Genomic DNA, 14,796 nt, shown 5'->3' with positions numbered 1-14,796 from the left:
TACTATCTTTTTCTAATTATTGAATAGCTTGGAGTAAGTCTTCAGCTTGTTTTCTTAGTGATGCTGTAACACTATCTTCAAGAACTAATTGACCATCTGCCCAAGCAGAATCATTGACACGAGCTGCGGTAAAATCACCAACAACTTGTGTACGGATAAATGGTAGAAGGTCTTTGTAAATCGCAAAGAGTTGATCGTGTCCAGCGTTAGCTACAGAAGATACAGTAACAATCTTATCTTGTAGAGCAGATGCTCCGCGAGTATCAGACAAGTCAATGGCGCGTGAAAGCCAGTCAAGCAAGTTTTTCACTGTACCAGGAATGGAGAAGTTGTAGACTGGAGAGAAGATCCAGATAGCATCAGCAGCAAGAACTGCTTCACGAGCTGCTGTTACAGCTGGAAGAGTTGGAACTTCAAGATCTTGACTAAATAGTGGAATAGCTGAGTAATCAAGGTAGCTGACTTCAACAGTTTCAGCAAGTGCTTTTTCAGCTTCTAGCGCCATTTGGTGGTTGAAAGAGCCTTCACGAAGTGAACCAACGATAAATAATACTTTTTTAGACATAGGGAGTCTCCTTTAGATTTTAATCAGAGTCTTCTCTGTTGTTACAAATAATGTTACAACAAAACAAAATGATTTTCAAGGAATTTGCTCAGAAAATAAAAAAAGTTTGTTCAAAGAATAACCCCAAGGCAAAATTCTATTCATGGAGAGCTAAGGGATAGTCCATGTATGGCTAGTTTGGACCTTCTCCAGCTAGCCAATCAAGTCCTATAAAAATCCAAGAACAATCCCTCTATTCACTTGTAATAAAGAAGGATAGATGGTAAAATAGACGAGTGAAAATGAGACAGAAAAAAGAAAAAAATTCCCTATTATTTCAGTACAGTATTGGCTTAACCATGCTGGCTCTAGTTGTGACCTCTTCCTTTCTTTATTTGGTGTGGCTTGGTATGAAGCCTTATCGAACTGCAAAGACAGAAGGGGAGAGACTGGCCAAGCAGTATGCTGAGCTGGAAACGGTTAGTCAGATTGACTTTTTTAATGGTTTAGAGAGCTACTATAGTGTTCTCGGCCAAGATAAAAATCAAAATCCAATAGCTGTTTTAATTGAGAAAAATAGTCAAAAAATCTATGTGTATCAACTAGAAAGTGGTACTTCACAAGAAAAAGCAGAAGCAGTTGTTAGAGAAAAAGGAGCAACTGAAATCGACAAGATTACCTTTGGACGTTACGCTGATAAGCCCGTCTGGGAAATCAAGTCTGGTGGAGACTACTATCTGGTTGATTTTGAATCTGGTGCCCTAATCGAAAAGGAGAAACTATGAAATTATCTAAACGTGTCTTAGAAATGGAAGAAAGTGTGACTTTGGCTAGCGATGCAAAAGCCAAGAAGTTAAAAGCGGAAGGAAAGGATGTTCTTTTCTTAACTTTAGGTCAGCCCGATTTTCATACTCCTGAAAATATTCAAGACGCTGCAGTTGCAGCCATTCGAGATGGGCGTGCTTCCTTCTATACGGTAGCTTCAGGTTTGCCTGAGTTAAAAGCAGCGGTCAATACCTATTTTGAACGCTATTATGGTTATTCTGTAGAGTCTAATGAAGTCACTTTTGCGACTGGAGCTAAGTTCTCTCTTTATACTTTCTTTATGGCTGTGATCAACCCTGGTGATGAGGTCATTATTCCAACCCCTTACTGGGTTAGCTATGGGGATCAGGTTAAGATGGCAGAAGGTGTTCCAGTATTTGTCCAAGCCAAGGAAGACAATCACTTTAAAGTAACTGTAGAGCAATTAGAAGCAGCTCGCACAGATAAGACCAAAGTCTTGGTACTAAACTCACCCTCTAATCCGACTGGGATGATTTATTCTCGTGAGGAATTATTAGCCATTGGAAACTGGGCAGTTGAGCATGATATTCTAATTCTAGCAGATGATATTTATGGACGTTTGGTCTATAACGGTAACGAATTTATTCCAATCTCTAGTCTTTCAGAAGCTATTCGCAAACAAACCATTGTCATCAATGGAGTGTCTAAGGCATACGCTATGACTGGTTGGCGGGTAGGTTATGCAGTAGGTGATCCAGAAATTATTGCTGCCATGAGCAAATTGACTGGTCAAACAACTTCTAACCTGACCGCTGTTTCACAATACGCAACAATCGAGGCATTAACTGGTCCACAAGATTCCGTAGAAACCATGCGTCAGGCTTTTGAGGAACGTTTAAACACCATCTATCCACTCTTGTGTCAAGTCCCTGGCTTTGAAGTAGTCAAACCTCAAGGAGCTTTCTACCTCTTCCCAAATGTTAAAAAAGCTATGGAGATGAAAGGCTATACAGATGTAACAGCATTTACAACGGCTATTCTTGAAGAAGTTGGTCTGGCATTGATTACGGGAGCAGGCTTTGGTGCGCCAGAGAATGTCCGTCTCAGCTATGCAACAGACTTAGATACACTCAAAGAAGCTATTCGTCGCTTGCACCAATTTATGGAAAAATAAAAATAAGATCTTCGTCGTCTTGACGGAGATTTTTTTGGATAAAACCTGAGATTTTTATCTGATAGAATCTAGCTATCAGACATTATTTGTGGTACAATAGTGGGTAATAATGTCTTCGGACAAGTTAAACAAAAAAAGGAAGATAAAACATGACAAAACGTGTAACAATTATCGAAGTAAAAGATTACGTTGGTCAAGAAGTCACTATCGGTGCTTGGGTTGCCAACAAATCAGGAAAAGGGAAAATTGCTTTCTTGCAATTGCGTGATGGAACAGCCTTTTTCCAAGGTGTAGCTTTTAAACCAAACTTTATCGAAAAATTTGGAGAAGAAGTAGGTCTTGAAAAATTTGACACCATCAAACGTCTAAGTCAAGAAACATCTGTTTTCGTGACAGGGATTGTTAAAGAAGACGAGCGCTCAAAATTTGGTTATGAGTTGGATATTACAGACATTGAAGTCATCGGTGAATCTCAAGATTACCCAATCACTCCAAAAGAGCACGGAACAGACTTCTTGATGGACAACCGTCACTTGTGGTTACGTTCACGCAAACAAGTTGCCGTTATGCAAATCCGTAATGCTATCATCTATGCGACTTATGAGTTTTTTGATAAAAATGGCTTCATGAAGTTTGATAGCCCAATCCTTTCAGGAAATGCGGCAGAAGATTCAACTGAACTGTTTGAAACTGACTACTTCGGAACACCAGCCTACTTGAGTCAATCTGGTCAGCTTTATCTTGAAGCTGGTGCTATGGCCCTTGGTCGTGTCTTCGACTTTGGTCCAGTATTCCGTGCAGAGAAATCTAAGACTCGCCGTCACTTGACTGAGTTCTGGATGATGGATGCTGAGTATTCATACTTGACACATGATGAGTCACTTGACTTGCAAGAAGCTTATGTCAAAGCTCTTCTTCAAGGTGTTCTTGACCGTGCTCCACAAGCATTGGAAACATTGGAACGTGATACTGAGCTTTTGAAACGCTACATTGCAGAGCCATTCAAACGCATCACTTACGATCAAGCCATTGACCTCTTGCAAGAGCATGAAAACGATGAAGATGCTGACTACGAGCATCTTGAGCATGGCGATGACTTTGGTTCACCACATGAAACATGGATTTCAAACCACTTTGGTGTACCAACCTTTGTCATGAACTACCCAGCAGCTATCAAGGCCTTCTACATGAAACCAGTTCCTGAAAATCCAGAGCGCGTGCTTTGTGCAGACTTGCTTGCACCAGAAGGATATGGAGAAATCATCGGTGGTTCTATGCGTGAGGAAGACTACGATGCCCTTGTAGCTAAGATGGATGAACTTGGTATGGACCGTACAGAATATGAATTTTACCTTGACCTTCGTAAATATGGCACAATACCACACGGAGGATTCGGTATTGGTATCGAGCGTATGGTCACTTTCGCAGCAGGTACAAAACACATCCGTGAAGCTATTCCATTCCCACGTATGTTGCACCGTATCAAACCATAATAGCCATAAAAACGCCGTCTGGCGTTTTTATACTCTTCGAAAATCAAATTCAAACTACGTCAGCTTTACCTTGCCGTATATATGTTACTGACTTCGTCAGTTCTATCCACAACCTCAAAACAGTGTTTTGAGCAGCCTGTGGCTAGCTTCCTAGTTTGCTCTTTGATTTTCATTGAGTATTACTTTAAATGAAAGAGGTGGAGAAAATGTAGGCAAATCTAAGTAAGTCTTTTAGAAAAACTCATATTATATATTGAAAGAGAGAAAACGATGTTTAAAAGAACTTACAAACGCAATATTCCACTCCTAGCAGGTCTGGAATTCACTTCTTATTTTGGGATTACCAGTTTTTGGATTTTATTTTTCATTCAGAATGGTCTTTCCTTGCTTCAAATCGGTCTATTAGAGAGTATCTTTCATGGGACAAGTCTCTTGTGTGAAATCCCATCTGGTATGTTGGCCGATCGATTTAGCTACAAGACCAATCTCTATTTGGCTCGCTTGGCCAGTATTGTATCCTCTATCTTGATTTTGTTTGGTCAGGGGAATTTTTGGATTTATGCTTTTGCTATGATGGTCAACGCTTGGTCCTACAATTTTGATTCGGGGACCAGCACCGCTTTCTTATATGATTCAGTAGTTGAAGCAGGTCAAAAGGACCGTTATCTTCAGATTTCTAGCTTTTTGTCTGGTGTGGCAGAAGTCACCCGAACCCTAGGTACAGTTGTGGCAGGCTTCTTTATTCACGGAGCATTGGCTTGGACCTATCTGATCGCCATTGGATTATCATTTCTTTCTATCATTTTGATTTATTTTATGAAAGAACCAATGGCTAAGAGAGAAAAAAATGAAGTCTTAACCTTTAAAACGATTGTCCTGCAAGTACGAAAAGAATGGCATGAAAAACCAGTACTCTTTTACTGGATGATGACTTATCAGCTAGTCGGAACACTCATGTGCATGTTTTACTTTTACTATCAGCAGAAAATAAGTGACTTGGCAGGATGGCAGGTATCGCTTGTCATGCTGATTGGTAGTGGCTTAAATCTTATAGCGGTTTATATAGCTAGTCAAATTGGTAAAAAATGGAATAGCAATCGAGTTTTTCCAACTCTTGTGGAATTAACGGGCTTGGCCTTGTTGTTGGTGTTTTCAGGAACCCCCTTTGCTTTTCTTCTTGTATATCTTTTAACTGATACACTTTATGCAGTTTATCAGCCGATCTATTTTAATGACTTACAAGGTTATTTACCTTCCAGTGTAAGAGCAACTATGCTTAGTATCAATTCCATGCTCTTTAGTCTTTCCATGATTGTCATATTTCCACTGACAGGTTGGTTGATCGATCGTTGGGGTCTTGTAGCTGTCTTTTTAGTTCTAGGTCTTATCTTGCTTTTAACCTGTCCTATCCTAATAATCAGTCTGACAAGGATGGGCGAGCTATTAGATAAGGACTTAAAAACTGAGTAAAGCACGAAAACCTATTTGCCCAAAGGGTCATCCTGTGGTACAATAGCAAGAGGAAAAGGAGAAGAGTATGATCGATGTAGAAGAAATTCTAAGTAAGATGAATCCCAATCAAAAGATCAACTATGACCGTGTCATGCAAAAGATGGTTCAAGTTTGGGAAAAAAATGAAGAAAGACCAACCATTCTCATGCACGTCTGTTGTGCTCCTTGTAGCACCTACACTCTAGAGTACTTGACCAAGTATGCGGATGTGACTATTTATTTTGCTAATTCAAATATCCATCCTAAAGCTGAGTATCACAAGCGTGCCTATGTGACAAAAAAGTTTGTTAGTGATTTCAATGAACGAACTGGGAATAAGGTCCAATACCTAGAAGCACCCTATGAACCCAACGAATATCGTCAACTAGTCAGAGGTTTGGAAGAAGAACCTGAAGGAGGCGATCGCTGCAAGGTTTGTTTTGCCTATCGTTTGGACAAGACAGCGCAAGTGGCTATGGACTTAGGCTTTGACTACTTTGGCTCAGCCCTAACCATCAGTCCTCACAAAAATTCGCAAACCATCAATAGTATCGGGATTGATGTGCAAAAAATTTATACTACTCATTATCTTCCGAGTGACTTTAAGAAAAATCAAGGTTATAAACGCTCTGTAGAAATGTGTGAAGAGTATGACATTTACCGTCAATGTTATTGTGGTTGTGTCTATGCCGCTCAAGCTCAAAATATTGACTTAGTACAGGTCAAGAAGGATGCAACAGCCTTTATGGTAGATAAGGATATCGAAAAAGACTATTCGCATATCAAGTTCACTGTTACAAAATTAGATATTTAGACGAAAACCTGCCTCAAGGCAGGTTTTTTACTAGGGAAAAGTGATAGCCAGAAATTGATGGACTAATCTATGAATTCCTAGTCCTAGAATCTCAATCCTTTAATAAATCAGTGCCTCTTAAAACTTGTGGATGAAAAATGAAGTTTTGATCAAAGGAGTTTTTTGGAATTTAGAATGCTGATAAACAGCTCAATTAGTCGCCACTCAAAGGCTCGTTGAAAATCAAAAAACGAGGTCAGGATTTTAATCCTGACCTCTGACAACTTTACCGATTCTTTAGTTCTACGTAGCGTTTGTACCAAATGTTGACATAGGCTTCTGAGAAGGGGCCTCGTTCATTGTTGATCCAATCAACAAGAATCTTGACATGCTCTTTCAGAATATAGTCTAGATCAGAAGAATACTTCATTTTTCGCTTGTGTCGTTCATACTCCTCAACGTCCAAGAGGCGTTTCTCACCATCTGTAAAAACTTTAACATCCAAATCATAGTCAATGTATTTTAAAGCTTCTTCATCCAGATAGTAAGGACTAGCCATATTGCAATAGTAGGAGATACCATTTTCACGAATCATAGCGATAATATTAAACCAATATTTCTTGTGAAAGTAAACAATAGCCGGTTCTCGAGTCACCCAACGACGACCATCACTCTCGGTAACGAGTGTATGGTCGTTGACGCCGATAATAGCGTTCTCTGTTGTTTTTAGTACCATGGTGTCTCGCCAAGTGCGGTGAAGACTCCCATCATGCTTATAACTTTGAATTGTAATAAAGTCGCCTTCTTTTGGAAGTTTCATAACTAACCAACTTTCTACAATTTATAAGTTTATCGTTTACTATTGTATCACATTTTTGTTTAAAGTTCTTAGTTTTTCATGAAAAAATTATAGATATTCTCTGAGAGCGCTGGCTATATCCGAAAAATCGTAGCCTTTTCGTGCTAAAACTTGTGTCAAGCGATGCTTGAGTTCGTAACCTTCATACTTTCGTGAGTATTTTGGGTATTGCTTATCCAACTCTTTAAAAATCAGCTCCTGAACGGTTTCTTCTTCGACCTGGCTATCCAGTTGGTCAAAGGCTACTTTGGCCTCCGAGTAGGAAAAACCTTTGTTAGTGAGGTTTTGGATAATCTTATCTTGTAGAGCACGTGCAGGTAACTTACCCTGGTATTTTTTCAGTAGTTTTTCGGCTGTACGCTCTGCGACTTCCATCATGTCAAATTCTTGTAAGACTTCTTTGATAATGGATTTAGCAACGCCTTTTTGAGAGATTTTCTGTATCAACATATAGCTTCCCTTGTCGCCAGATAGTTGATTGGAGCTGATAATAGCATAGGCATACTGACGGTCGTTGATCCAGTTGTCATCCTTTAGAGACTGAATGACTTGGGGAATGATTTTCTCATCAATTTCATGTTTGATCAGATAATCTCGGACTTCCTTTTCAGTACGAGCCTTGAAGGATAAGTGGTAGAGGGCTAGATTCTTTCCGTAGGAAAATTGTGCAAAGGATTTAATCTCACTTAGTTCGTCAACTGAAATATCCTTTCCTTTTGTTAGCATAAAGCGAACAATGGTATCCTCTGTAATGTAGCAGGTTTGGTCCTTATCAAGTTCGAGCAGATAGAGTATTTTTTTCTTTTCAAGTTTTGTGATTTTCATGTTTTTCCTTTTATCCAAACGCTTCGAAGGCAGCAACGAGTCGAAGTTTGTTGCTATCAACCAGTTCCCTCCCGTAATAGTCGAGAAATAGTTCAGCATATTTGGGATCTTTTAAGTTGTAATTGAGGGACCAAACTGTCCAAAAAAGATCGATATGCCGGTCACTAAAATCAGCCAAACCAAGATCAATAAAGCAAGAGAAGTGGCTAGCATCTTTTAGAATAAAGTTTGGTAGACAGGCATCCCCATGAATAAAGGCATCTGTTTCTAAAAGGTGTCCTTGTTCTTGGATGAGTTGGAAGGCCTCTTCGCGACTGTTAATCTGGAATTGGGGTAGGAGCGCCTTGGCATAGAACTCCCCTTTTTCATAGTTTTTAAAGGCTCTTTCTTTATAGGCTTTTAAATGATTTTCTGATGGAAAATTTTGCGGACAAAAGCTGTGAAGCTTTTTAAGAGCCTCTGCCATTGTTCGGCAGATTTTTTCTGGCTGGTCTAAAAAAGCGAGAGCATCATGACCAATAGCCTCTTTAGTCAGGAGGTAGTCTTTATCCGCAGATACATAGTCGATAACTGGAGTTCCTATTCCCTCTTGTTCAAACCAACTCGCAATGCTAGCTTCTCGCTCTAAACTTCCCTTTCGATCTATTTTCAAGTAGTAACCTGAGTCAAGATAGAGAACTCTTGCTCCTGAATGAGAAGAGCTCTCAGAAAGTGTTGCCCCCTCTATATAAGTTCGTAATTGCTCAGGAAAATCCAATGAGGAAAAAGATATCTTTGTATTCATGGTTTTATTGTAACATATTCTTAACCATTGAGAAACTACGTGGTATAATAGACTTATGAATCTAAAAGTCAAACAAAAAATTCCATTAAAAATTAAGCGCATGGGGATTAACGGGGAAGGAATTGGTTTTTTTCAGAAAACCCTCGTTTTTGTTCCAGGAGCCCTCAAGGGAGAAGATATCTATTGTCAGGTGACTTCGGTTAAGCGTAACTACGTTGAGGCTAAACTGCTTGAGGTCAATAAAAAATCTAAGTTTCGAGTAGTTCCAGACTGTACTATTTATAATGAGTGTGGTGGCTGTCAGATCATGCACCTTCATTATGACAAGCAGTTAGAATTCAAGACAGATCTTCTCCATCAAGCTCTGAAGAAATTTGCACCTGCAGGCTACGAAAGCTTTGAAATCAGACCAACCATTGGCATGCAGAAACCAAAATATTATCGGGCCAAACTACAATTTCAAACACGAAAGTTTAAAGGTCAAGTCAAGGCAGGTTTGTATGCTCAGAATTCCCATTATTTGGTCGAGTTAAAGGACTGTCTTGTTCAAGACAAGGAAACGCAATCTATTGCCAATCGCATTGCTGAACTCTTGACTTACCATCAAATTCCGATTACAGATGAACGGAAAATTCTTGGAGTTCGGACCATCATGGTTCGCCGATCACGGAAAACTGGGCAAGTTCAGATTATCATTGTGACCAATCGTCAATTAAATCTGACTCAATTTGTGAAAGACCTAGTCAAGGATTATCCTGAAGTAGTGACTGTCGCAATCAATACCAATACTGCAAAAACCAGTGAGATTTATGGGGACAAGACAGAGATTATTTGGGGACAGGATAGTATTCGTGAGGGTGTATTAGACTATGAATTTTCTCTTTCACCAAGAGCTTTTTACCAACTCAATCCTGAACAGACTGAAATTCTCTATAGTGAAGCCGTTAAGGCCTTGGACGTAACTGAGAATGACCATCTGATTGATGCCTATTGTGGTGTTGGAACCATTGGTTTTGCCTTTGCCAAAAAAGTTAAAAGTCTGAGAGGGATGGATATTATTCCAGAAGCTATTGAGGATGCCAAAGAAAATGCCAAGCGCATGGGTTATACCAATACTCACTATGAGGCTGGAACTGCAGAAGAAATCATCCCTCGTTGGTACAAGGAAGGCTATCGTGCCGATGCTTTGATTGTGGACCCGCCACGTACTGGTTTAGATGACAAGCTCTTGGATACCATTGTCAAATACGCACCTGAAAAGATGGTTTATGTTTCCTGCAATGTGTCTACCTTGGCGCGTGATTTAGTCCGTCTGGTAGAGGTCTATGATCTGCATTATATCCAGTCGGTTGATATGTTTCCGCACACAGCTAGGACAGAAGCAGTGGTCAAATTAACCAGGAGAAAGCCAGCTTCTAGATAAAAACGGCAACTGGAAAGTATTTGAAAAGAAGACTTCTAGTTACAGAGTAAGATTTGCAAGCTATCTTTAAATATGATAAAATAAGTAGAAAATAAAATGAAAAAAGAGGTATGTGAAATGTCACGTAAACCATTTATCGCTGGGAACTGGAAAATGAACAAAAACCCAGAAGAAGCAAAAGCATTCGTTGAAGCTGTAGCATCAAAACTTCCTTCAGCAGACCTTGTTGAAGCAGGTATCGCAGCTCCAGCTCTTGATTTGACAACTGTTCTTGCTGCTGCTAAAGGTTCAAACCTTAAAGTTGCTGCTCAAAACTGCTACTTTGAAAATGCAGGTGCTTTCACAGGTGAAACTAGCCCACAAGTTTTGAAAGAAATCGGTACTGACTATGTTGTGATCGGTCACTCAGAACGCCGTGACTACTTCCACGAAACAGATGAAGATATCAACAAAAAAGCAAAAGCAATCTTTGCTAACGGTATGCTTCCAATCATCTGTTGTGGTGAGTCTCTTGAAACTTACGAAGCAGGAAAAGCTGCTGAATTCGTAGGTGCTCAAGTTTCAGCTGCTCTTGCAGGATTGACTGCAGAACAAGTAGCTTCATCAGTTATCGCTTATGAGCCAATCTGGGCTATCGGTACTGGTAAATCAGCTTCACAAGACGACGCACAAAAAATGTGTAAAGTTGTTCGTGACGTTGTAGCTGCTGACTTCGGTCAAGAAGTTGCTGATAAAGTACGTGTTCAATACGGTGGTTCAGTTAAACCTGAAAACGTTGCTGAATACATGGCTTGTCCAGACGTTGACGGAGCTCTTGTTGGTGGTGCATCACTTGACCCAGAAAGCTTCTTGGCATTGCTTGACTTTGTAAAATAAGCCTCAAATATCTGAGACAGACAGTTCCCCCTCTAGAGGTTTGGACTGCCTGTCTTCTTTTTAGTAAAATGGCGTGCGAAAGCACGCTCTTTTCTGCATTTTAGAAGAAAAAGAAAGGAGAATTATGCTTTATATTTGGTCTTATCTCAAACGTTATCCCAAGTGGCTAGTTTTAGACTTCTTCGGAGCTATTTTCTTTGTTATTGTCAATCTTGGTCTACCGACTGTTCTTGCTCGTATGATTGACCAGGGGATTAATCAAGGTAATGAAGAAAAGCTCTATTTTTGGGCTATCGTAATGTTGGTTATTATCGTCTTGGGAACATTTGGGCGAGTTGTTCTATCCTATGCTGCTAGTAAACTGACCACCAATATGGTTAAGGACATGCGAAATGATGTTTATGCTAAATTACAAGAGTATTCTCATCACGAATATGAACAAATTGGTGTGTCTTCACTAGTCACTCGTATTACCAGTGATGCCTTTGTCCTTATGCAGTTTGCGGAACAAACGCTTAAGTTGGGTGTTATCACTCCCATGATGATGTTGTCGAGTATTCTCATGATTTTCTTGACAAGTCCTTCACTAGCCTGGATTGTCGCTTTTTCCGTTCCTTTCCTAGCCGTAGTAGTCCTTTATGTGGCAGTGAAAACGCGTCCCTTATCTGAAAAACAACAGAAAACTTTGGATAAGATTAACCAGTATGTCCGTGAAAATTTGATGGGGCTACGAGTGATTCGTGCCTTTGCTCGTGAAGATTTCCAAGAAAAACGTTTCGAAGAGAAAAATGCAATCTATGCGGAGAATTCGAATCGTTTGTTCAAATTGACTGGTTTGACGGAGCCACTGTTTGTACAAATCATTATCGCTATGATTGTAGCTATCGTTTGGTTTGCTTTGGATCCTCTCAAACAGGGAAGTTTGCAGATTGGGGATTTGGTAGCCTTCATCGAGTATAGTTTCCACGCTCTCTTGTCCTTCCTCTTCCTGTCAAACCTCTTTACCATGTACCCTAGAACGGCTGTATCTAGTGAACGTTTGAAGGAAATCATGGATATGCCTATTTCCATTGATCCAAATGAGGACGGAATTCAAGAAACAGAAACACATGGTTACTTAGAATTTGATAATGTAACCTTTGCCTATCCTGGGGAAACAGAAAGCCCTGTGTTGCATAACATTTCCTTTACTGCTAAACCGGGAGAAACCATTGCTTTTATCGGTTCGACTGGGTCAGGTAAGTCTACTCTGGTTCAGTTAATTCCTCGTTTTTATGATGTTACACTGGGGAAAATTAAGGTCGATGGTGTTGATGTCCGGGATTACCGTCTCAAATCACTCCGCCAGAAAATTGGATTTATTCCACAAAAAGCCTTGCTCTTTACAGGGACTATCGCAGATAATCTCCGTTACGGAAAAGAGGACGCCAGTCATGAGGACTTGCACCAAGCAGCTGATGTAGCCCAAGCCAAGGACTTTATCGAAAGTCGAGAAGAAGGTTTTGCAACTCATCTGGCTGAAGGGGGAAGCAATCTATCAGGTGGTCAAAAGCAACGCTTGTCGATTGCCCGCGCAGTCATCAAGGGTCCAGATATCTATATCTTTGATGATTCCTTCTCAGCCTTGGATTACCGTACAGATGCAATCTTGCGTCGTCGTCTCAAGGAAGTGACTCAAGATGCTACGGTATTGATTGTTGCGCAACGTGTTGGAACCATTATGGATGCGGACCAGATTATCGTCCTTGATAAAGGCGAAATCGTTGGTCGTGGACGTCATGAAGAATTGATGGAAACCAATGACATCTATCGAGAAATTGCTGAGTCGCAGCTAAAAAATGCGTCTCTGACAGAAGAATAGGAGGTAAAGGATGAAACAACAATCTAGTCTAGCCCGTCTATGGAGCTATTTAAAAGCCTACCGTTTCTCTGTTTTCTTTGCAGTCTTATTGAAAATAGTCAGCGTCATTATGAGTGTTATCGAGCCTTTCGTATTGGGGCTTGCTATCACTGAGTTAACCAGCAACCTCCTTGCCATGGCAAATGGTGTTGCAGGAGCAGGTATTAATACTAGCTATATCGCAGTGATTTTGATGATCTATCTCTTGCGTGGCCTTTTTTATGAGTTGGGTTCTTACTACTCAAACTATTTCATGACCAATGCGGTGCAGTCTATGATACAGGATTTGCGAAATGAAATGAGCGAAAAAATCAACCGCATCCCTGTGTCTTACTTTGATAAGCACCAGTTTGGAGATTTGCTAGGTCGTTTTACTAGCGATGTAGAGACCGTATCTAATGCACTCCAACAATCCTTCTTACAGATTGTTAATGCAGTCTTTACCATTATTTTTGTTATGGGAATGGTCCTCTATCTAAATCTTCAATTGGCTATCATTGTTATCTTGTCGATTCCGATTACTTATTTTGGTGCTAAAACGATTCTGAATCGTTCGCAGCCGTACTTTAAACAGCAGGCAGCTATATTGGGACGTATGAATGGATTTGTACAGGAAAACTTGACAGGTTTCAATGTTCTAAAACTTTTCGGACGCGAAGAAAACTCTCAAGAGAGATTTGAAAAGATTACGGATGAATTGCAACAAGTCGGATTTAAGGCGAGCTTTATTTCAGGTTTGATGATGCCTGCCCTTCACATCGTATCTGATTTAACCTACCTGATTGTTGCTGTCTTAGGTGGTTTGCAGGTTATTGCAGGTCGCTTGACGATTGGTAATATGCAGGCCTTCGTTCAGTATGTGTGGCAAGTCAGCCAGCCAATCCAAAATATTACTCAATTAGCAGGACAAATGCAAAGTGCTAAGTCTTCGCTTGATCGTGTCTTCGAAGTTCTAGATGAACAGGAAGAAGTCCAAACTGCTGAAGTAAAAGACTTGGCACCATTGACAGGCCAAGTTAGTTTCAAAAATGTCGATTTCCAATATGTGGAAAACAAACCATTGATTCGCAATTTCAACCTAGATGTTGAACCTGGAGAGATGGTGGCCATCGTAGGACCTACTGGAGCAGGGAAAACAACCTTGATTAACCTTCTCATGCGTTTTTATGATGTGACAGCAGGTGCTATTTTAGTCGATGGACAAGATATTCGAGACTTATCTCGTCAGGACTATCGTCGACAGTTTGGGATGGTCCTACAGGATGCCTGGCTCTATGAAGGCAGTATCAAGGAAAATCTTCGCTTTGGAAATCTTGAGGCAACTGACGAGGAAATCGTTGAAGCTGCTAAGGCGGCCAATGTTGACCACTTTATCCGCACCCTTCCTGGTGGCTATAACATGGAAATGAACCAAGAGTCAAGCAATATTTCTCTTGGGCAAAAACAGTTGTTAACTATCGCGCGTGCTCTCTTGGCGGATCCAAAAATTCTAATTCTTGATGAAGCGACATCATCAGTCGATACCCGCTTGGAGCTCTTGATTCAAAAGGCTATGAAGCGTTTGATGGAGGGAAGAACCAGCTTTGTCATTGCCCATCGACTTTCGACTATTCAGGAAGCTGACAAAATTTTGGTGCTGAAAGATGGGCAGATAATCGAACAAGGAAATCATGAAAGTCTCCTAGCTGCAAAAGGTTTCTATTATGACCTTTACCGAAGTCAATTCTCTAGTAAAAACAGAGAAAATAGCTAGGATAAATAGCCACTCATTTTCTTAAATTATCAGTCAATTACAACTTTTTTAATATGGGTTAATTTTCTTGCTTTTGTCTACTAGGTGTAGTATAC

13 protein-coding genes are annotated in these 14,796 nt (G+C 40.2%); 9 read left to right on the top strand and 4 right to left on the bottom strand.

Annotated elements, in window-relative coordinates:
• Window positions 1–16: 16 nt before the first annotated feature.
• Window positions 17–565 (bottom strand): NADPH-dependent FMN reductase, encoded by a 549-nt coding sequence (locus QM874_RS05400; protein WP_414316513.1) that lies wholly within the window; start codon window positions 563–565, stop codon window positions 17–19.
• A 275-nt stretch (window positions 566–840) separates the two neighbouring features.
• Here QM874_RS05400 and QM874_RS05395 point away from each other — a divergent pair, with 275 nt between their 5' ends.
• The 5 genes from QM874_RS05395 to QM874_RS05375 all read left to right on the top strand — a co-directional run bounded on the left by QM874_RS05395 (window position 841) and on the right by QM874_RS05375 (window position 6,302).
• Complete coding sequence (locus QM874_RS05395; protein ID WP_414316512.1) at window positions 841–1,329, top strand: DUF5590 domain-containing protein; 489 nt, start codon at window positions 841–843, stop codon at window positions 1,327–1,329.
• Window positions 1,326–2,504: a pyridoxal phosphate-dependent aminotransferase gene (locus QM874_RS05390; RefSeq protein WP_414316511.1), complete on the top strand. Its 1,179-nt coding sequence runs from the start codon at window positions 1,326–1,328 to the stop codon at window positions 2,502–2,504. The genes QM874_RS05395 and QM874_RS05390 overlap by 4 nt, the downstream gene beginning before the upstream one ends.
• Before the next feature lie 149 nt (window positions 2,505–2,653).
• On the top strand, window positions 2,654–3,997 hold the full coding sequence (asnS, locus tag QM874_RS05385; protein ID WP_414316510.1) for an asparagine--tRNA ligase: 1,344 nt from the start codon (window positions 2,654–2,656) through the stop codon (window positions 3,995–3,997).
• Between the two features lie 270 nt (window positions 3,998–4,267).
• Window positions 4,268–5,467, top strand: a complete 1,200-nt coding sequence (locus QM874_RS05380; protein WP_414316509.1) for an MFS transporter — start codon at window positions 4,268–4,270, stop codon at window positions 5,465–5,467.
• 67 nt (window positions 5,468–5,534) lie between these two features.
• Window positions 5,535–6,302: an epoxyqueuosine reductase QueH gene (locus QM874_RS05375; RefSeq protein WP_414316508.1), complete on the top strand. Its 768-nt coding sequence runs from the start codon at window positions 5,535–5,537 to the stop codon at window positions 6,300–6,302.
• A 265-nt stretch (window positions 6,303–6,567) separates the two neighbouring features.
• Here QM874_RS05375 and QM874_RS05370 read toward each other — a convergent pair whose 3' ends face one another.
• From QM874_RS05370 to QM874_RS05360, 3 genes are all read right to left on the bottom strand, one after another.
• Window positions 6,568–7,101: a DUF402 domain-containing protein gene (locus QM874_RS05370; RefSeq protein WP_000775325.1), complete on the bottom strand. Its 534-nt coding sequence runs from the start codon at window positions 7,099–7,101 to the stop codon at window positions 6,568–6,570.
• A gap of 87 nt (window positions 7,102–7,188) precedes the next feature.
• Window positions 7,189–7,965 carry a recombination regulator RecX gene (gene recX / locus QM874_RS05365; protein WP_414316507.1) on the bottom strand — a complete coding sequence of 259 codons (777 nt, stop codon included), beginning with the start codon at window positions 7,963–7,965 and terminating at the stop codon, window positions 7,189–7,191.
• A 10-nt stretch (window positions 7,966–7,975) separates the two neighbouring features.
• Window positions 7,976–8,749, bottom strand: coding sequence for an aminoglycoside 3'-phosphotransferase (locus QM874_RS05360; RefSeq protein WP_414316506.1), 774 nt, complete (start codon window positions 8,747–8,749; stop codon window positions 7,976–7,978).
• Between the two features lie 55 nt (window positions 8,750–8,804).
• On the opposite strand from QM874_RS05360, the gene rlmD reads away from it, so the two are divergent.
• From rlmD to QM874_RS05340, 4 genes are all read left to right on the top strand, one after another.
• A complete protein-coding gene (gene rlmD, locus QM874_RS05355) occupies window positions 8,805–10,172 on the top strand; it encodes a 23S rRNA (uracil(1939)-C(5))-methyltransferase RlmD (RefSeq protein ID WP_414316505.1) in 1,368 nt (455 codons plus the stop codon).
• Between the two features lie 117 nt (window positions 10,173–10,289).
• Window positions 10,290–11,048 (top strand): triose-phosphate isomerase, encoded by a 759-nt coding sequence (gene tpiA, locus QM874_RS05350; protein ID WP_075232122.1) that lies wholly within the window; start codon window positions 10,290–10,292, stop codon window positions 11,046–11,048.
• A 124-nt stretch (window positions 11,049–11,172) separates the two neighbouring features.
• Window positions 11,173–12,909, top strand: a complete 1,737-nt coding sequence (locus tag QM874_RS05345) for an ABC transporter ATP-binding protein (RefSeq protein ID WP_414316504.1) — start codon at window positions 11,173–11,175, stop codon at window positions 12,907–12,909.
• Between the two features lie 10 nt (window positions 12,910–12,919).
• Window positions 12,920–14,701 (top strand): ABC transporter ATP-binding protein, encoded by a 1,782-nt coding sequence (locus QM874_RS05340; RefSeq protein WP_414316503.1) that lies wholly within the window; start codon window positions 12,920–12,922, stop codon window positions 14,699–14,701.
• Window positions 14,702–14,796: the final 95 nt, after the last annotated feature.

It is taken from the genome of Streptococcus infantis (assembly GCF_047463615.1).
In the GTDB taxonomy this organism is placed as follows: Bacteria; Bacillota; Bacilli; order Lactobacillales; family Streptococcaceae; genus Streptococcus; species Streptococcus infantis_X.
This window is presented reverse-complemented; position numbering and strand designations above follow the sequence as displayed.